The sequence below is a fragment of the Serratia sp. H1w genome, assembly GCF_000633355.1.
Taxonomy (GTDB): Bacteria; Pseudomonadota; Gammaproteobacteria; order Enterobacterales; family Enterobacteriaceae; genus Chania.
This window is the reverse complement of record NZ_AYMQ01000087.1, coordinates 45,181-63,428: the sequence shown is the minus strand read 5'-3', so window position 1 is coordinate 63,428 and position 18,248 is coordinate 45,181. Positions and strand designations below refer to the sequence as shown.

General features: G+C 55.4%; 16 protein-coding genes. 2 read left to right on the top strand and 14 right to left on the bottom strand.

Annotated elements, in window-relative coordinates:
* The first annotated feature begins 292 nt into the window (after nt 1-292).
* The gene (locus U869_RS0120060; RefSeq protein WP_025119724.1) at nt 293-529 is read left to right on the top strand and encodes a major outer membrane lipoprotein; all 237 of its coding nucleotides are present in this window, start codon (nt 293-295) and stop codon (nt 527-529) included.
* Nucleotides 530-684: 155 nt separating this feature from the next.
* Here U869_RS0120060 and U869_RS0120055 read toward each other — a convergent pair whose 3' ends face one another.
* The 7 genes from U869_RS0120055 to sufA all read right to left on the bottom strand — a co-directional run bounded on the left by U869_RS0120055 (nt 685) and on the right by sufA (nt 7,570).
* Nucleotides 685-1,704: a L,D-transpeptidase family protein gene (locus U869_RS0120055; RefSeq protein ID WP_025119725.1), complete on the bottom strand. Its 1,020-nt coding sequence runs from the start codon at nt 1,702-1,704 to the stop codon at nt 685-687.
* Nucleotides 1,705-1,985: 281 nt separating this feature from the next.
* On the bottom strand, nt 1,986-2,402 hold the full coding sequence (sufE, locus tag U869_RS0120050; protein WP_025119726.1) for a cysteine desulfuration protein SufE: 417 nt from the start codon (nt 2,400-2,402) through the stop codon (nt 1,986-1,988).
* 17 nt (nt 2,403-2,419) lie between these two features.
* Nucleotides 2,420-3,640, bottom strand: a complete 1,221-nt coding sequence (sufS, locus tag U869_RS0120045) for a cysteine desulfurase SufS (protein ID WP_025119727.1) — start codon at nt 3,638-3,640, stop codon at nt 2,420-2,422.
* Nucleotides 3,637-4,923 carry a Fe-S cluster assembly protein SufD gene (gene sufD / locus U869_RS0120040; RefSeq protein WP_025119728.1) on the bottom strand — a complete coding sequence of 429 codons (1,287 nt, stop codon included), beginning with the start codon at nt 4,921-4,923 and terminating at the stop codon, nt 3,637-3,639. Before sufD ends, sufS begins: the two co-directional genes overlap by 4 nt.
* Entirely contained in the window at nt 4,898-5,644 is a 747-nt protein-coding gene (gene sufC / locus U869_RS0120035; protein ID WP_025119729.1) for a Fe-S cluster assembly ATPase SufC, read from the bottom strand. Before sufC ends, sufD begins: the two co-directional genes overlap by 26 nt.
* A gap of 43 nt (nt 5,645-5,687) precedes the next feature.
* Nucleotides 5,688-7,187 carry a Fe-S cluster assembly protein SufB gene (gene sufB / locus U869_RS0120030; protein WP_025119730.1) on the bottom strand — a complete coding sequence of 500 codons (1,500 nt, stop codon included), beginning with the start codon at nt 7,185-7,187 and terminating at the stop codon, nt 5,688-5,690.
* A gap of 11 nt (nt 7,188-7,198) precedes the next feature.
* Nucleotides 7,199-7,570 (bottom strand): Fe-S cluster assembly scaffold SufA, encoded by a 372-nt coding sequence (sufA, locus tag U869_RS0120025; protein WP_025119731.1) that lies wholly within the window; start codon nt 7,568-7,570, stop codon nt 7,199-7,201.
* A gap of 474 nt (nt 7,571-8,044) precedes the next feature.
* Here sufA and U869_RS0120020 point away from each other — a divergent pair, with 474 nt between their 5' ends.
* On the top strand, nt 8,045-8,449 hold the full coding sequence (locus U869_RS0120020; RefSeq protein ID WP_025119732.1) for a hypothetical protein: 405 nt from the start codon (nt 8,045-8,047) through the stop codon (nt 8,447-8,449).
* A gap of 141 nt (nt 8,450-8,590) precedes the next feature.
* On the opposite strand, the gene menI is transcribed toward U869_RS0120020, so the two are convergent.
* The 7 genes from menI to U869_RS0119985 form a co-directional block, all read right to left on the bottom strand.
* Nucleotides 8,591-9,007, bottom strand: coding sequence for a 1,4-dihydroxy-2-naphthoyl-CoA hydrolase (gene menI, locus U869_RS0120015; protein ID WP_025119733.1), 417 nt, complete (start codon nt 9,005-9,007; stop codon nt 8,591-8,593).
* Nucleotides 9,004-12,060, bottom strand: a complete 3,057-nt coding sequence (locus U869_RS0120010) for an FAD-binding and (Fe-S)-binding domain-containing protein (RefSeq protein WP_025119734.1) — start codon at nt 12,058-12,060, stop codon at nt 9,004-9,006. The genes menI and U869_RS0120010 overlap by 4 nt, the downstream gene beginning before the upstream one ends.
* Before the next feature lie 228 nt (nt 12,061-12,288).
* Nucleotides 12,289-13,767 (bottom strand): FGGY-family carbohydrate kinase, encoded by a 1,479-nt coding sequence (locus U869_RS0120005; RefSeq protein WP_025119735.1) that lies wholly within the window; start codon nt 13,765-13,767, stop codon nt 12,289-12,291.
* Nucleotides 13,767-14,663, bottom strand: a complete 897-nt coding sequence (locus U869_RS0120000) for an L-ribulose-5-phosphate 3-epimerase (RefSeq protein WP_025119736.1) — start codon at nt 14,661-14,663, stop codon at nt 13,767-13,769. The genes U869_RS0120005 and U869_RS0120000 overlap by 1 nt, the downstream gene beginning before the upstream one ends.
* Entirely contained in the window at nt 14,663-15,709 is a 1,047-nt protein-coding gene (locus tag U869_RS0119995; RefSeq protein WP_025119737.1) for an ABC transporter permease, read from the bottom strand. The genes U869_RS0120000 and U869_RS0119995 overlap by 1 nt, the downstream gene beginning before the upstream one ends.
* A 14-nt stretch (nt 15,710-15,723) precedes the next feature.
* Nucleotides 15,724-16,713: an ABC transporter permease gene (locus tag U869_RS0119990; protein WP_025119738.1), complete on the bottom strand. Its 990-nt coding sequence runs from the start codon at nt 16,711-16,713 to the stop codon at nt 15,724-15,726.
* Nucleotides 16,706-18,220: a sugar ABC transporter ATP-binding protein gene (locus U869_RS0119985; RefSeq protein WP_025119739.1), complete on the bottom strand. Its 1,515-nt coding sequence runs from the start codon at nt 18,218-18,220 to the stop codon at nt 16,706-16,708. Before U869_RS0119985 ends, U869_RS0119990 begins: the two co-directional genes overlap by 8 nt.
* Between the last annotated feature and the right edge of the window lie 28 nt (nt 18,221-18,248).

Here is an 18,248-nt window from a genome sequence, read left to right as displayed (position 1 = left end):
GAAATCCGTGAACAAAACGCCGCCTAGCGGCGTTTTTTTTATCTGCCTTACTGCACTTTCAGAAAAACGCAACTATTAAATCGCTTTATTTTGCTCATTTCAATTGAGAGTTGTCCCATAGAATCCGGCTGTTTTCCCTCGATTTTTTAACGATTTTGTAAAACAAGATGCAAGTTTGAGCGAACGATCAAAATAAAGCACCCTAATACAAAAAATTTATTCTCTTTCGAAAAAAGTTTGTGTAATACTTGTAACGCTACATGGAGATTAACTCAATCTAGAGGGTGTTATAATGAATCGTACTAAACTGGTACTGGGCGCGGTAATCCTGGCTTCTACTATGCTGGCTGGTTGCTCAAGCAATGCTAAAATCGATCAACTGTCTTCTGACGTTCAGACTCTGAACGCTAAAGTTGATCAGCTGAGCAACGACGTGAACGCAATCCGTTCAGACGTTCAAGCAGCTAAAGACGAAGCAGCGCGCGCTAACCAGCGTCTGGACAACCAAGCACACGCTTACAAAAAGTAAGTTCGCTTCGGTTATTGAAAACGGTGCACATTGTGCACCGTTTTTTTTTGCCTCTGATTTGCCCTCCCGCTTGCGGACAAAAAAAAGCCCGGCTCTACGCCAGGCTCAGATTGATGGCACTATAACCAAACAGCGCCCTTCTTCAACACCAGAACTCAGTTCACCGAACTAATCGGGGCTCCAGTCTCGCCAGTAGTGCCAGCAGCCTGTTCCTGAGGCGCTGTAGGCGTCACAGAGACCGCGGAAGGGTCTTGCCCTATACTGACCAGCACTGGCATGCCAGAACGCCGTACGATGGCGCTGTCGAGCATTGCCTTGTCGGTCTGCTCATCAGCAGCAAATGCTTTCTGATTTTTGGAAAGTGCGATCGGCATGGTCTGTGGATCGTCACTGGCCACTCTCGACAATGGTTGATGCACTTCGACATAGCGTTTGCCATCTGGCTCAACGGCGACTTTTATCGGTTCATTGACGATTTGCACTCGGGTGCCTTGAGGCACCTGGTTGAACAGCGCTTCGATATCGTCCGGGCGCAGGCGGATACAGCCTGAACTGACGCGCATGCCGATACCAAAGTTGGCATTGGTGCCGTGGATCAGGTATTCCCCATGCCCCATAGCCAGACGCATGGCAAACAGACCCATTGGATTCTCAGGCCCAGCCGGAACCACCGCAGGCAGTGTCACGCCCTGTGACTGGTAACGCTTGCGAATGTTGGTGGTTGGCGTCCAGGTCGGGTTTGGGATCTTCTGGCTGACCGAGGTTACTTTCAGCGGCGTGTTCATGCCGGTCTGGCCGATACCGATGGGATAGACGATCACCTTGTCTTCCCCTTTCGGGTAATAGTACAAGCGCAGTTCCGCCAGGTTGACCACAATCCCTTCGCGTGGCGTATCCGGCAGCAGCATCTGCGTCGGGATCGTCAACGCCGAGCCCGGTGTAGGCAAATAGGGATCGGTGCCTGGGTTGGCTTCCAGCATGCCCAACAGACCAATCTTGTAATCAGCCGCAATGGCTTCCAGCGAACGGCCATCGTTTGGCACGGTATAAATAGTATTTTCACCAATCAGACGACTGCCCGGCGGCGGCAATGGGTATTCGTTGGCACTGGCGGCCTGGGTGCCGGTCAGTACGGTGGCGAATAACACGCCCATTAGAGTCAACGCACGTTTCATTCTCATCCCTATTGTTATTACGGTTCATGGCAAGGCTAACGGTCGCTTGCCGGCAGGTAAATAAGACAAATGCTCGTTCGATATTAGCAAGAACCCGTTCAAAGGCAATTAATTGTCAAAAATCAACATGTTATAACGTAATTAATCACCTCAATTGTCAAGACATCGTCAACGAGTAACTCACTGAAATAATTATTATTTATGATGAAATGAGCCAGTTTGGCTGAGATTGTAAAGGCTCATTGACATAGCGTGTCGTCAATAAGCCTTGGGGTGTGCGGTCAGACGAGCTGGGCCGCTTTACTGCGAATAGCGCGGATCATCGCTTCCAAACCCTGGGAGCGAGAAGGTGTCAGATGTTGGCTCAAAGCCAGTTCGCTGAAGAAGGGACGCACATCCAGATCGAGGATTTGCTGCGGCGTGAGCTGGTGATAGACGATAAATACCACCGCCAGCAGCCCCTTGACGATGGCGGCATCGCTATCACCGTGAAACTCGACCTGCCCCTGCGCGTCCTTGTTCATCACGATCCAGACCTGACTTTGGCAGCCGGAAATCAGATTGGCTGCCTGGCGTTCACTGTCATCCAGCGCAGGCAATTGGCTACCCAGTTCGATCACGTACAGGTACTTCTCTTCCCAGTTCAGACAACGGGAAAAGTTACGTACCAGTTTATCTTTGTCCGGCAAATGCGCCATGTGGCTCCCTTGAATAATTAGCCTAACAAGCGGTGAATACGCTGCAAACCAGCCACCAGCCGATCCACTTCCTGACGGCTATTGTACAATGCCAGCGAAGCGCGGCACATACTTGGCACCCGGTAGAAATCCATCAGTGGCATGGCGCAGTGGTGCCCGGTGCGAATGGCAATCCCGTATTGATCCAGGAAGCTGCCCACGTCGTAGGCATGATGTTCACCCAGGTTGAAGGCAATCACGCCGGCACGCTGCGCCGGGCCATAAATCTTCAGCGTTGGCACCTGTTGTAACGCATCCAGGGCGTAACGCATTAAAGACTGTTCATAGTCGTGGATGTTTTCCAGCCCCAGAGCCTCGACATAGTCGATTGCGGCCCCCAGCCCCATCATGCCAGCCGTATTCGGCGAACCGGCCTCAAAACGCCATGGAGGCGCAGCAAAGGTGGTCCCTTGCGTCAGGCTGACCCGTTGGATCATCGCACCACCGCCTTCCCACGGCGGCATCTGCTCCAGCAATGCCTGCTTACCGTACAGAATGCCAATCCCGCTCGGCCCATAGAGCTTGTGGCCGGAGAATACATAGAAATCACAGTCCAGCGCCTGGACATCGATACGCTGGTGCATCACCGCCTGAACGCCATCAACCAGCACCTTCAGACCCGCCGCTTTGGCCACGGGAATGATTTCATGCAGTGGGTTAACGGTTCCCAGCACGTTCGATACCTGGGTAATGGCCAACAGTTTGGTAGAGGCATCGATCAAACCCGGCAATTGCGCCAGATCCAGGGAGCCATCAGGCTGCAACGGCCAGATCCGCAACTTGATACCACGCTCCTGCGCCAGCATTTGCCAGGGGACAATATTGGCGTGGTGCTCCATCTCGGTGATGATGATGCTATCACCCGCCGTCAGGAGATGACGGCCAAAGCTGTTTGCCACCAGATTGATGCCTTCGGTGGTGCCTTTGACGAACACAATTTCTTCCGCCGAGCCCGCGTTGATAAAACGCGCCACCTGCTCACGCACGGCTTCCATCTGCTGTGTGGCTTCAGCGCTCAACGTGTGAATACCACGATGCACTGCGGCATAACCGTGGCGATAAAAATCCAGCTCGCGGTCAATCACACTCTGCGGTTTCTGTGCGCTGGCGGCGCTGTCCAGGTAAGCCAGCGGCTGCCCGTTGACCTCCCGACTCAGCAGGGGAAAATCGCTACGCACCCGTTCCAGGGGATAACTCATGCGGCCTCCCGAGGTAAACGATCGGCAATTCGTGCCAGCACCAGTTGCCGAATGACCGGGTCGACAATGCCCTCTGTGAGTTCGGCGGCAAAGGCAAAGATGATCATCTGCTGGGCCGCGTGCTTGCCGATACCACGCGATTGCAGGTAGAACAGCTGTTCTTCGTCAATCCTGCCCACGGTGGCGCCGTGGCTGCATTTGACATCATCGGCATAGATTTCCAGTTGCGGTTTGGTGTCAACCTCCGCCACCTTGCCCAACAGCAGGTTGTGGTTGTTCATCTGGCCGTCGGTTTTGATCGCGTGCTGCGCGACCTTGATCATGCCGTTAAACACCGCCTTGGCCCGATCGCTGACCACCGTTTTGTGCAGTTGGCGGCTTTCGCAATAGCCCTTGTTGTGCTCCAGATAGGTACGGGTGTCGCACACCTCTTTACCTACCGGCAGCACCAGGCTGTTGATCACCAGATTACTCCCCTCGCCGTTTAACTGTGCGCTGGTGTGGTGGCGTGTCAGCCCGGCTCCCAGCAGGAAGCTGTCGCTTTTCACCCGTGCATCGCGGCCAATCAACAGGTCGTTATGGGCAAAGTGATAGCTGGCCTGGCTCTCAAACGCCAGTTTGCAGTGATGCAACTCGGCATTATCACCCACCGTTGCGGTCAGACGCGCACCGGTAAAATGGGCCGCAGAGCTGACGCTGACATAATGTTCGATGACCGACGCCCGCGCACCGCCGCCAATCTCCAGATGGTGCCGGTGATGCAGCGTATTGACTTCGCCGGGCAGATCGCGGCCACTGCTGATATGCAGCAGGTAGAGTGGCTTGTCTGGATTTTTGCCGGCGGCCAGGCGGATAATGCTGGTTTCTTGCGCCAGGCTTTCGCTCAGATGCAGGAAAATCTCTGGCTGGATCGGCTCCGGCAGCGTTTGTGGCGCAACATAGGCGATCCTCTCCAGGCGGTATTCACCCAGATCCTCGTCACTCAATTGCGGGCACAGGCGCCCATCGACAAACACCAGACGGTACGCATCGATCTTCAATGCCAGTTGATCACGCTGTGCCGCGCTGAACACTGAGTCCGCCGGGGCCAGGAACTGTTGCTCCAGCAAGCCTTCCAGCGGGGTGTATTTCCAGTTTTCATGCTTGCGGGTCGGCCAGCCTTGGCGCAAAGCCTGCTGCCAGTGGGCTAGCGCATGTGCAGAGCGCTCGCCACCACGGGCTTCGAACAGGCTGTACATCTGCTGTAGCGCCAATGAATTACTGTTGGTCGGAAAGCCAGCCATAGCCCTGCTCCTCCAACTGTTTCACCAATGAAAAATCACCGGACTTCACGATGCGCCCCTGGGACAGCACGTGGACGTAATCCGGTTTGATATAATCGAGAATACGCTGATAGTGAGTGACGATAATAAACGCACGCTTGCCGTCACGCAGCGAGTTGACGCCGTTGGCCACAATCTTCAGGGCATCGATATCCAACCCGGAGTCGGTTTCATCCAGAATGCACAGCTCCGGCTCCAGCGCGGCCATTTGCAGGATGTCGTTGCGCTTCTTCTCACCGCCGGAAAAACCAACGTTGACCGAACGAGTCAACAAATCCGCTGGCATATTCAACAGCTCAATTTTCTGTTCGATAAAATCGGCAAAATCAAAACGATCCAGCGCCTCTTGCCCACGGTATTTACGCACCGCGTTCACCGAGGCTTGCAGGAAGAAATGGTTGCTGACGCCGGGGATCTCCACCGGATACTGGAACGCCAGGAATACGCCCTCACCGGCCCGATCTTCCGGCGCCAACTCCAGCAGATCTTTGCCTTTAAACGTCACTTCGCCTGCGGTAACTTCGTATTCTTCCCGGCCAGCCAGCGTGGCAGAAAGCGTGCTTTTGCCGGAGCCGTTTGGCCCCATGATGGCGTGCACCTCACCCGGTTTGATCTCCAGGCTCAGCCCCTTGAGGATCTCATTACCTTCGGCGCTGACTTGCAAATTCTTGATACTTAACATGCTGTGTCCTCAGACTGCGCGATTGCGCGATAAATGCGAGTGCTTAACCGACGCTGTGTTCCAGGCTGATAGCCAGTAACTTCTGTGCCTCCACGGCAAATTCCAGCGGCAATTCGGAGAACACGTCCTTACAGAAACCATTGACGATCATCGAGATGGCATCATCTTCACTGATCCCCCGTTGCAGGCAGTAGAACAGCTGGTCGTCACCAATCTTCGACGTGGTGGCTTCGTGTTCAAGCTGGGCGCTGTTATTGCGCGTTTCCACATAAGGGAAGGTATGAGCCCCGCTGTTCGGTCCGATCAGCATCGAATCGCACTGGGTAAAGTTACGGGCGTTTTCCGCCCCAGGCAGGATCTTCACCAATCCGCGATAGGTATTCTGGCTGTGCCCGGCGGAGATCCCTTTGGCAATAATGGTCGATTTGGTGTTTTTACCAATATGGATCATCTTGGTGCCGGTATCCGCCTGCTGGTAACCGCTGGTCAGCGCCACCGAGAAGAACTCACCGATCGAGTTGTCGCCCTGCAAGATCACGCTAGGGTATTTCCAGGTGATCGCCGAGCCGGTTTCCGACTGAGTCCAGGACATTTTTGAACCCGCCCCTTCGCACAACGCGCGCTTGGTAACGAAGTTAAGAATACCGCCCTTGCTTTCGCCGCCACCGGAGAACCAGTTTTGCACCGTGGAATACTTCACTTCGGCGTCTTTATGCAGGATCACTTCCACCACCGCAGCGTGCAACTGATAGCTGTCGCGTACCGGCGCCGAGCAACCTTCGATGTAGCTGACGTAGCTGCCTTCATCGGCAATCAGGATGGTACGTTCAAACTGACCGGTTTTCGCAGCGTTGATGCGAAAATAGGTGGAAAGCTCCATCGGGCAGCGCACGCCCTTTGGCACGTAGACAAAAGTGCCATCGGAAGCCACCGCTGCATTGAGCGCGGCAAAGAAGTTGTCGTTGTGCGGCACCACGCGGCCAAGATACTTGCGCACCAGATCCGGATGTTCGTGAATGGCCTCACCGAACGAGCAGAAGATCACCCCGCTTTCCGCCAGCTTTTCACGATAGGTGGTGGCGACGGAAACCGAGTCGAAAATGGCGTCCACCGCCACCTCGCTACCCTCACGCACCGGAACGCCCAGTTGATTGAACGCCAGTTCAACCTCGCTGGTCAGATAGCCATTTTCCGTGCTGGCACCAGGCTGCTGTTCCGCCCCTGGCTGAGAACCACAGGCGTCATCACAGCTGCCGCAGGACGGCGCCGAATAATAGCTGTAATCCTGATAGTTCAATTTGTCATAGTTGGCTTTCAGCCAGTGTGGCTCTTCCATTTGCAGCCAGGCACGATAAGCCTCCAGGCGGAATTCCAGCATCCACTCGGGTTCGTTACGCTTGGCCGAGATGGCGCGAACCACCTCTTCGTTGATGCCTTTGGCCAACTCATCGGTGGCCAGTTGGGTAAAGAATCCTTCCTTGTAGCGACCTTCGCTGACCCAAGCCGGTACATCATTCGCTGTTTCTACGTTGCTTCGTGTCATTTTGGTATCGCTTAAACGCCAAAGCTCTCACCGCACCCGCAGGCGTTCTGAGCTTTAGGGTTGTTAAATTTGAACATCTGATTCAGCCCTTCCCGAACAAAATCTACCGTGGTGCCATCGATAAACGGCATCGCCTTCAGCGGCACGAACAGTTTTGCCCCGTCGCGCTCGAACAACAGATCGTCGCTGGCAGGTTCGCGGGTCAAATCCAGTACGTAGGCAAAGCCCGCACAGCCGGATTGTTTAACCCCGAGTTGCAGCCCTTTAACCTCAGCATCCTGCTGCATGAGTCTGATTATCTGCTTCACCGCGCTGTCGCTCAGCGCGATGCCTTGCCAGACGTTATCTGCCAAGGAAAAAGTACCAACATCTTCCGTATGCATATGGCCTACCTCACATTCGTGTTTTACCACAGCCGAACTGGCTTACCGCCTATGTTAGTGATAATGATTATCACTTCAACCGTTTGTTTTGCGGGGGTATTTGTCAAACGCCCGGATTGGCGTTCGGCAACACGATAAACCGCTGGCATATCCAGACCAAACAGCAAGCAGGATAATTTTCATCCACCTGAATTTGCTGTAATTAATCACATTCCGTCGACCTTATCCCGCGACCCTCGCAAGGTTATAGCGATAGATAACACGACGATTTTAAACATTCATAGAAAATACCTATTTCTGCATCTTGTCTGTCTGAAAAATGCCTTTCCCTGCTTTAAGTCTAGTCGTTCGCGTGTTTTTAGCCTGTGACACTCAAATCACCCACAACAGAAAAAAATCGGCGGGGAGCATTGATCATCGCCACAGCAGCAAATATGATAATGATTATCATTAGCTTTAATTCGGCGTGGACCTATGGCTATCTCGATAAATGCGTGGCTGCTGGGCAAGATTGATGAGTACAAGTTCAACATCCGTGATGTCACGGTGGATTTCTATATGGCGGAAGCGGCGCTGCAGCGGCCGGAATGCCATATCAATCACCTGAAGCGTTACAACGCCGTCAGCCTTGGTATGGCGAATTTATGCCTGGAAAACGGCGATGACGAAAGCTATCTGCATGCGTTGAGCAAACTGCACAATAGGCTGATTATCGAGATCAACAATCCCCAGCGTTGCCAGTTGTTCCGCGTGCAGAGCTATCATTTTGCCCGGCATACGCTGACGCTGATTTGCCAGAAATATTCGATGGAGGGCGGCTGGGACAAAGCCACCGCTTTTCAGAAAGATTTTGTAAAACGGGTACCGTTCCAGCTATGAAACCGACCCATCTCCCACAGGGAGAGGGGTCCGAATGTGCCACCCTCGGGCGCAGCATGCGGCTCCCCTACACACTACCTCGACTCCGCACAGAGGGTTGGGGTGCGGGGAAACAACGAGCACATTCCCCCTCGCACGCCCTTACTCCAATACTGCGGTAGTCAGCCGGGAGGTACAGCACAGGCGATCGCGATCGTCGAAGATTTCGATCTGCCAGACCTGATTGCGGCGGCCAGCGTGCAACGCACGGCAAACACCGCGCACCTGCCCTTTAAAGACCGCGCGCAGGTGGTTGGCGTTAATCTCCAACCCCACCACCTTTTGCTCCCCTTCGGTACACAGATAACCGGCCATCGAGCCCATCGACTCGGCAAGCACCACCGAAGCACCGCCGTGCAACAGGCCAAACGGCTGAGTGGTGCGGTTATCAACCGGCATCACCGCCTCTAAATAGTCATCTTCCAGCCGGGTAAATTGAATGCCCACATGGGCCACCATACATCCTTCGCCGCTTTGGTTGAGTTGTTCCAGCGTTGTTTCACGTTTCCACAGCTTCACGCAATCATCTCCAGAAGTGCCTGTAACGGGTGCCGCACGCCATTGCCTTCAATGCGCTTGACCTGGCTGCGGCAAGAATAACCGGTCGCCAGACAGCGTTGCCTTGGCAAACGTTGTAGCGCCTGATGCCATGATAACTCATAAATCCCCAGGGAATTTTGCAGATTCTTGGCTTCATGGCCGTAAGTGCCCGCCATACCGCAGCAACCCACGCTGACGTTTTCCAACTTGGCACCAAAACGGGCAAAGATCGAAGTCCACTGCTGGGTACTGACCGGTAATGCGGTCGTTTCGGTGCAGTGACCAAACAGATACCAGGCTTCCCCGGTGGCGGGCTGTTCCGCACGTTCGGCCAGCAGTTTCTGCAACCATTCGTGAACCAGTTGCACCTGGAAATCACCCCGATCGGCTCCAAGGATTTCTTGATACTCGTCGCGATAGCACAGCACCAGAGCCGGATCGACACCCACCATCGGCATCCCAAGCTTGGCAACCCGATTGAGGAAGTCTGCGGTCTTGCGCGCCGTTTTGGCAAAGCGCGTCAGGAAACCTTTGATATGTTGCGCCTTGCCGTTCGGTGAGAACGGCAGCAATACCGGTTTGTAGCCCAGTTTTTCCACCAGCCGGACAAAGTCTGCCACTACCTGGGCATCGTAATAGCTGGTAAACGGATCCTGCACCACCAGCACATGCTGTTCGCGCTGGCTATCGCTCAATGCCTCCAACTGCTCCAGTGTCATGCTAAACGCGCTATGGCCAGAAAGCTGCTGGCGTAACGTCGGGCTGGAAAGCAGCGGCAAATCCACCATGCCGATGCTGCTGCGGCTCAGTTCCCGCACCCAAGGCTGCTTGAAGAAGAAGTTGAACACCTTGGGCGCTTTGGCCATCAGCGGGGTGTAGCTCTCAACGCCAGCGACCATGTAGTCACGCAACGGACGCAGGTAGCGGGTGTGATATAGCTGCAAGAAGCGCGAACGGAAGCCCGGCACGTCGATCTTGATCGGACACTGGGTAGAGCAGGCCTTACAGGCCAGGCAGCCAGACATGGCTTCCTTGACCTCATGGGAGAAGTCATATTCCCCCTTGCCAGCGTGCCAGCTATTACGGGTTTTCTCGACCAGGGTGCGGAAGCTGAGGCGCTGCTGTGGCAACTGCTGTTCCAGCGCGACGGGATCGACGCCCTGCTCTGCCAGCAACCGTAACCATTCGCGCACCAGTGCCGCACGGCCTTTAGGTGAGTGGATCCGATTGGCGGTGATCTTCATCGACGGACACATCGGACTGTGCACATCAAAGTTGAAGCAGAGTCCGTTGCCGTTACACTCCATCGCGCCACGGAACGAGGTGCGGACATCGATCGGAATGCGACGATCCAGCGTGCCGCGTTTCACCGCATCAACCTTCATCATCACGGCGTCAACACCCAGCGGCGGACAGATCTTCCCAGGGTTCAGGCGATTGAGTGGATCAAACGCGGCCTTGATGCGACGCAGTTCTTCATACAGTTCCTCACCGAAGAACGCCGGACTATATTCCGCCCGGAAGCCTTTACCGTGTTCGCCCCACAGCAGGCCACCGTATTTCGCAGTTAACGCCACCACCTGGTCAGAGATTTGCTTCATTAGCACTTCTTGCTGTGGATCGCACATATCCAGTGCCGGACGTACGTGCAACACCCCGGCATCCACGTGGCCAAACATGCCGTAGCTCAGGTTATGGCTATCTAACAGTTGGCGGAACTCGGTAATGTAATCGGCCAGGTGCTGCGGCGGTACGCAGGTATCTTCGGCAAACGGAATGGGCTTGGCCTGCCCTTTGGCGTTACCCAGTAAGCCAACCGCCTTTTTACGCATGTTGTAGATGCGCTCAATGCCGGTCAGGTCGCCACAAATCTGATAGCCGATCACCCCAGACTGCTGCTCGGAAATCAGGTCGTCCAGCCGTTCGCACAGCGCTTCCATCTGGCCATCGATCAGCTCTTTGTCGTCACCGGCAAACTCAACGATGTTCAGCCCGAGCATCTCTTTATCCGGCACGTTTGTGATCAGTTCGCTGACCGAGTGCCAGACGATATCTTCACGGGCCAGATTCAGCACCTTGGAGTCGATGGTTTCCACCGACAGCGCCTTGGCTTCCACCATAAAAGGGGCATTACGCAGGGCTGAATCGAAAGAGTCGTATTTTACGTTAACCAGCCGCCGTACCTTCGGCAACGGCGTGATATCCAGCCGCGCTTCGGTGATAAAGGCCAAGGTCCCTTCGGCACCGGTAAGAATGCGCGTCAGATCGAAGGATTGCAGATCGTCGCTCAGTACATGGCGCAGATCGTAGCCAGTCAGGAAGCGGTTCAGCTTGGGGAATTTTTCCAGGATCAGCGCCCGCTGTTCGCGGCAACGGTTCAGCACCGTGTGGTAGATGCGCCCTTCCGGGGTATCTTCCTGAGCAATCGTTTCCGCCAGCGGCGTCGGCATGGCACGGGTGTCGATCATCTCGCCCCCCAGCAATACCGCCCGCAGCCCCAGCACATGGTCTGAGGTTTTGCCATACACCAGCGAACCCTGGCCAGACGCGTCGGTATTGATCATGCCGCCCAGAGTAGCCCGGTTACTGGTGGAAAGCTCAGGAGCAAAGAAATAGCCGAACGGCCGCAAATACTGGTTGAGCTGGTCTTTAATGACCCCGGCTTCTACCCGTACCCAGCCCTGCTCGACGTTGATGTCCAGAATGCGGTTCATGTAGCGCGACATATCAACCACAATGCCGGTGTTCAGTGCCTGCCCGTTGGTGCCGGTGCCGCCACCTCGCGGGCTGAAGGTCAACGCTTTGAAGCGTTCTTCATCGGCCAGCCGGGCGATTAGCGCCACGTCGGCGGTTGAACGAGGAAATACCACCGCATCAGGCAACAGTTGGTAGATGCTGTTGTCCGTCGCCATCGTCAACCGATCGGCATAGCTAGTGGCGGTGTCACCGTTGAATCCGCTCTGTTTCAGCGCGGCCAAAAAGTCCAGCACCCGTTGAACGAGGCCGGGTGCCTGAGAAATTTGTGGGATCATTCGCTTGTTGAACTCTGTCTGCTCTAGATTGCTTAATCGGGCCCGGAACTGACCCTCCCCTGTTTTTTTATTATCATGATAGCGATCAGGGGCGTAAGCCAAACCTGCGCTATCTACCTCATAATGGCGGGTGTTTTGCCGCTTGTACATCCTGCAATTAGCATTATTTGGCGGGGAAAATGATAGCGCAGCCGTTAGCTGCGCTTTGGGGAAAGGAAAGTCTGGCGGTTACTCCACCGTGCTGAGTGCTGCTGCCACCTGTTTGAAACGCTCAAATCGTTGGCGCAATACGCGGTGTTTCGCGGCATCTGGCTCAAGGCGGACGATCGGTGCCTGGCTGGCCTCAATGGCGCTGCTGAACCCGCTAAACTCACCGGCCCCCACCGAGGCACACAGCGCTGCGGCCCGACAGCCAGACTGGCGCACGTCGACAATCTCCAACGGCAGATTGCTGGCATCACAATACATCTGCATCCATACCCGTGAATGGGTTGGCCCACCGGTGAAGCGGATGCTGTCAGTCCCGGCACTGAGTGCCAGAATGCGATCCTGATGCAGCAGATGCGAGAACACGATCCCCTGGTAGATGGCATACACCATATCTTCCACACCATGATGGCCGCACAACCCAAGGAAACCACCGTGCAGATTGGCCTTGAAGTTGGAGCCGTACAGCCAAGGGAAAAACAGAATATCCTCCGACTTCTGATAACCCTGTTCCGCCCACTGGTTCAAGGTGGCGTAGCTGTCCGGCAGGTTGGGGAGAAACTGCTGCACAAACCAGGCGAGGTTGCCGGCCGAGGTCGGGCTGCCTTCATGGACAAAATAGGTGCCGGGAATGCTGTATTTACCCCAGACGTAAGGATACTCCGCCGGCATGATGCGATCGAAAACCCGGGTAGCGATGGACCAGGTTCCGGCCACCGCGCTGAGTTGACTGGCATCCTGCACCCCGGAGGTCAAGGCTGCCCCTACCACGTCGAACATACCGCCAAATACCGGCGTCCCCGCTTTCAGGCCACTGAGCTGCGCAGCTGCGGTCGTGACATAACCCGCACAATCGGCTGAACCGATGATTTCTGCCGTTTTCTCCGCCACTTCTTCAATATCAAAGATCGACAACAATGCCGGATCGATCGCGCCCTGCTGTTGGTTAAACAGGTTGCTGCCGGAAATATTGGTTTCTTCACTGGTGAAGACACCGGTCAGGCAATAGCGGATATAGTCATGCACCATCAGCACATAGCCGGTTTGCGCGTAGCTTTCCGGCTCGTGATCTTTCAGCCAGCGTAGCAACGCCGCAGGATGCGATGGCCATAGCTGTTGCAGGCTGTAGCCATAGGCTTGACGATCTTTGCCCTCTTGCTGCCAACGGCTGACCAAGGCTTGCGCACGTGAATCCGATGACACAATGCCCTGACGTACTGCCCGGCCCTGTTTATCCACCAGATAAAGCCCTTTGCCATGCGCCGAGAAGCTCACCCCTTTGATTTGCCCGGCATCTATTTCGCCTGCGGCCAACGCCTGGCGGATCACCTGACAGGTGGCTTCCCACAGCCCGGCCATATCCCTTTCGCAAAACCCACGCTGCGGGCTTAGCAACGGCAACGCCTGCTCGGTGACCACCAGCTCCTGCCCTTCGGGGCTATAGATACCAGCTTTAGTGACGGTGCCGCCCAGGTCGATCCCTAGATAATAGTGGCTCATCACGCTACCTCCCCCGGGATGGTCATGGATGAACGCTCATCCTGCCAGCCAGCAACACGCATCTGCTCTTCGATCCACTGACGCGCGTGGATAATATCCAACAAGGGCTGCGGCGACTTTTCGGTCCACATCTCGATCAGGAAAGTGCCACGATAGTTGAGCCGTTGCAGGGTTTTAAACAGCCCGACAAAGTCCACGCATCCGTCACCAAAAGGCACATCGCGGAACTGCCCCGGCGCCTCTGCCGTAACCGGGTAAGTATCTTTCAGGTGGATCGCCGCAATCTGATCGATGCCGCAACTCAGCTCGCGGTCCACATCATTGCCCCAGGCGGTCAGGTTGCCGATATCCGGATAAACGGTAAACCACGGCGAATTGATTTTTTCCGCCAGCACTTTCCACTTGCTGATGGCGTTGATAAACGGCGTATCCATAATCTCTACCGCGCACATCACCTGCGCCCCGGCCGCCTGCGCCACGGCCCAGGCCAGCGAAGCTTCGAAGCGCGCTATCGTTTCGCTGTCCTGCGGTTCGTAATAGACATCGTAGCCGGCCAGTTGAATGGTACGGATACCCAGGTCCTGCGCCAGTTTGATTGCCTTGACCATGATCGCCCTGGCACGGTCACGTGTAGCGCTATCGCGGCTACCAAACGGGAAGCGCCGGTGCGCCGAGAGGCACAGCGTCGGGATGCGGATGCCGGTCTGCTGCATGGCCTGAAGAATGGCCATGCGTTCTTGCGCACTCCAGTCCAGACGAGCCAGACGCTCATCACTTTCATCAATCGACATTTCGACAAAATCAAAACCACAGGCTTTGGCTAGCGCCAGCTTTTCCAACCAACTGGTTTGCTTCGGCAACGCTTTCTCATAAATACCTAACGGATGACTACGCATTATTTCTCCTCACCGGTGGCCAGCGAACGTTGCAGCTTGGCCCGATTACGATCCATGGCACGGCGTGCCTGCCATTTGTCCTTGAAGGTTCTGAAAGCCAGCGCGCAGATCAGGGTGATGCCCCAGACCGCCAGATTGACGTGCAGGCTGACGCCCAGCAGGCTCAGGCCGGTAGCGATCACCTGTAACACCAGCAGCGCACAAAACACATGGCTGACCTTGCCAACGCCGCCAAACGGGTTGGTGCCCCCCAACACAATCGCCAACACGGTCAACAGCAGGTAAGAATCGCCATACCCCATGCGTGCCGAGTTAAAACGCGCCATCATGATTAAACCGGCCAGCACGCACAGCAGGCTGGAAATGCTATAGATGGCCAGCATCACCCGATCGGTACGAATGCCGCTAAACCAGGTGGCGTTGATGTTGCTGCCGCACATGTAGATGGATTTGCCCAGCCGGGTTTTCCCCAGCAACAGCGCCAACGCCACCGATGCCACAATGAAAATCAGCATCGGTACCGGCACGCCCCAGACCACTTCCGCCCCTATACTGCGCACCAGCGGCGGCATGCCGCTCAACGCCGCCCCTTTGGTCAGGTAGACGCCGATCCCGCTGATGATCGTCATGCTTCCCAGAGTCACCAGAATGGGGTGAGCACCAATACGGGAGATCATCAGCCCAGTCAGGCATCCAATGATCACGGCGATCAGCGCAGCGCCCAGTAAAGCGAGCACCAGCCACATCAGTTGCACCGCCGTACTGGCTTCCGGTGGCACAAAACTGATCAGCAGCCAGGCCATAAACAGGCTGGTCAGGTTGGCGGTACCGATGATCGACAGGTTCAACCCGCCGCTCAGCATCGGCACGAACATGGCAAAGGTCAGTAACCCCAGCTCCGGCAGTTGAAACGCAATACTCAGAAAAGTGTTCTCGGTAAAAAAGCGCCCTGGCATCAACAGCGTAAACGCCAAGGTCGCCAGACAGCAGATCCCCAGCAGGCCGGACACCGCACCATCAACAGCAAATAAACGGTTGTTTTTCATCCCTTTGGCCCCTGTCAGACGAAACCGACATCGGTTTCTTTGCGTTTCTTATAATGCGTGACGCATATCGCCGCCACGATCACCATGCCAATCACGATATTGACGAAATAGCTGGATACGCCAATCAGGTTCAGGCCGTTTTTCAGGATGCCGATCAGGAACACCCCCATCAGCGTCCCGATCACCGTTCCGCGCCCGCCGGACAGGCTGGCACCGCCAAGCACCGCTGCGGCCAACACATCCAGTTCGCCTCCCACCAGTGCGCTAGGCACCACTTCGCTCATCCGATACACCTGCAACATGCCGCCAATCGCCGCGGTGGCACCGAGATAGCCATAGGCAAACAGATACACCAGCACCACACGGATACCGATGCGCCGGGCCGATTCAGGGCTGCCGCCCACCGCGTACAGTTGGCGGCCGATATGGGTTTTCGTCAGCAACAACAGGGTTAGCAGTGCGATAGCCAGCATCACCACCAGCGGTAAACCGATCTGATAGCTTTCGCCGCCAAAGCTGAAAGGCAGGACGGATCGCTGGGCAATCCACCAGTCTGGCAGGTCATAAATGCTCTGACCGCCGGTAACCCACATCAGCAGGCCAAACAGCAGCGACTGCATACTGATGGTGATAATGATCGAGACGATATTCAGCGAGTAGATCAAGATGGCGTTGACCATACCCAGCGTCATGCCAATCGCTACCGCGCTCAGCAGGCACCAGACCGGGTTGGTCACTAAATCGTGCATCAGCAGCGAAGCCACCGCGTACTGCACTACCGAGGCTACCGCCGCAAAGGAAATATCAATTCCGCCGGTGACCAGCACCACAAACAAACCGAGCGCAAAAATGCCGGTAACCGCGTAGCTTTCACTTAAATCCAGCAGATTTTGCAACGAGAGAAATTCGCTGCTGAGCAGAGAAAACAGCACCAGCATGATGGCGATCACCCAGCCCAACCATCCCTCGACAGAACTCGGCTTAAGCCAGTTTACATTAACCATTAATCGCCTCCGCAAGCTGTTGCTCACTCATCTGGCCGGGGATCAGTTCATTGACGATCCGCCCCTGCGACATGTGCAAAATGCGGTCGCAGTTGTAGTAAACCTCGGGAACTTCGTCGGATATCAGCAGCACCGCGATACCTACGCCGGACAGGCGATGGATCAGTTTGTAGATACTGTCTTTGGCGCCGATATCTACCCCCACCGTTGGCGCATCCAGGATCAGGATTTTAGGCCGGGTCAGGATCCATTTCGCCAACACCACTTTCTGCTGGTTGCCCCCGGATAAGGTGGACAGCGCGTTGTCTGGGTTACTCACCTTGATATCCAGATCCTTGATCCACTGCTGCACCAGTTCATCCTTGTGTGCCTCATCAATCAGGTACCACGGTGTCTGAATACGTTTGAGAATGGAGAGCACCATGTTGTCGGCCACCGACTGGGATAACACCGCTCCCAGCGTCAGGCGATCTTCAGAGACGTAGCCAATCCCCAGCTCAATCGCCTGGGTGTTGTTTTTGATGCGGACTTTTTTGCCTTCGATATGCAGTTCGCCGCTGTCTGGATGCGTGATGCCAAACAGGCTGAGCGCCAGTTCGGTACGCCCTGCCCCCAACAGGCCACACAGACCCAACACTTCACCGCGATGCAGGCTGAATGAAACGTCCTGAAACTGGCCTTTGCGGCTCAGCTTATCCAGTTGCATCACCACCTTGCCCAACTCGGCATTTGGCGGTTTTTGCTCATGGACGATGGTCAGCCCGGTCATCAATTCGGTAATACGCCCGGTCGATAACTCCTGCGCCTCCCAGGTACCCACTTTTTCGCCGTCACGGATCACCGTGATACGGTCTGAAATCTCTTTCACTTCATCCAGCCGGTGGCTGACAAACACCACGGTTATATTCTTATCCCGCAGATAGTTCACCGTACGCAGCAGCTGATTGACCTCGGTACGCGTCAGCGAAGCGGTCGGCTCATCCATAATCACCAGACGCGCCTGTGCCACCAGGGCGCGGCAAATCGCGATCTGCTGACGCTGGGCGATGGGCAAATGCTGTACTAGCGCATCGGGATCGATATTGAAGGCCAGCTCATCAAGGATTTGCCGGGCTTTGGCCTGGAGTTTGCGCTTGCTGAACCAGCCCAGATAGCCGTTCAGGTTGTATTCAAACGCGATATTTTCTGCCACCGTCAGGTTGGGGAACAATGACAGATCCTGATAGATCACCTGGATGCCTAAATCACGCGCGCGCCCCGGCGTCAGGCGGCTATAGGTTTTATCACCGATGCAAATTTCGCTGCCCGCGTCGGGAGCATAGACACCGCTGATGGTTTTAATCAGCGTGCTTTTACCACAGCCATTGGCCCCTGCCAGGCAATGCACCTCTCCCTGGTTGAGGGTCAGCGTGATATTTTTCAGCGCCTGATGCCCCCCGAAGCTTTTTGACAGTGCCTTCAGCGTGATCAATGGAACTTTATTATCAGTATCAGAAAGTTGACTCATCATACCGTTCCCTGCAATAACCAAGATG

Bases quoted from the DNA above. Each gene is read 5' to 3' on its own strand.
- U869_RS0120060 (WP_025119724.1), top strand. From the start codon at position 293: ATGAATCGTACTAAACTGGTACTGGGCGCGGTAATCCTGGCTTCTACT.
- U869_RS0120055 (WP_025119725.1), bottom strand. From the start codon at position 1,704: ATGAAACGTGCGTTGACTCTAATGGGCGTGTTATTCGCCACCGTACTG.
- sufE (WP_025119726.1), bottom strand. From the start codon at position 2,402: ATGGCGCATTTGCCGGACAAAGATAAACTGGTACGTAACTTTTCCCGT.
- sufS (WP_025119727.1), bottom strand. From the start codon at position 3,640: ATGAGTTATCCCCTGGAACGGGTGCGTAGCGATTTTCCCCTGCTGAGT.
- sufD (WP_025119728.1), bottom strand. From the start codon at position 4,923: ATGGCTGGCTTTCCGACCAACAGTAATTCATTGGCGCTACAGCAGATG.
- sufC (WP_025119729.1), bottom strand. From the start codon at position 5,644: ATGTTAAGTATCAAGAATTTGCAAGTCAGCGCCGAAGGTAATGAGATC.
- sufB (WP_025119730.1), bottom strand. From the start codon at position 7,187: ATGACACGAAGCAACGTAGAAACAGCGAATGATGTACCGGCTTGGGTC.
- sufA (WP_025119731.1), bottom strand. From the start codon at position 7,570: ATGCATACGGAAGATGTTGGTACTTTTTCCTTGGCAGATAACGTCTGG.
- U869_RS0120020 (WP_025119732.1), top strand. From the start codon at position 8,045: ATGGCTATCTCGATAAATGCGTGGCTGCTGGGCAAGATTGATGAGTAC.
- U869_RS0120010 (WP_025119734.1), bottom strand. From the start codon at position 12,060: ATGATCCCACAAATTTCTCAGGCACCCGGCCTCGTTCAACGGGTGCTG.
- U869_RS0120005 (WP_025119735.1), bottom strand. From the start codon at position 13,767: ATGAGCCACTATTATCTAGGGATCGACCTGGGCGGCACCGTCACTAAA.
- U869_RS0120000 (WP_025119736.1), bottom strand. From the start codon at position 14,663: ATGCGTAGTCATCCGTTAGGTATTTATGAGAAAGCGTTGCCGAAGCAA.
- U869_RS0119995 (WP_025119737.1), bottom strand. From the start codon at position 15,709: ATGAAAAACAACCGTTTATTTGCTGTTGATGGTGCGGTGTCCGGCCTG.
- U869_RS0119990 (WP_025119738.1), bottom strand. From the start codon at position 16,713: ATGGTTAATGTAAACTGGCTTAAGCCGAGTTCTGTCGAGGGATGGTTG.
- U869_RS0119985 (WP_025119739.1), bottom strand. From the start codon at position 18,220: ATGAGTCAACTTTCTGATACTGATAATAAAGTTCCATTGATCACGCTG.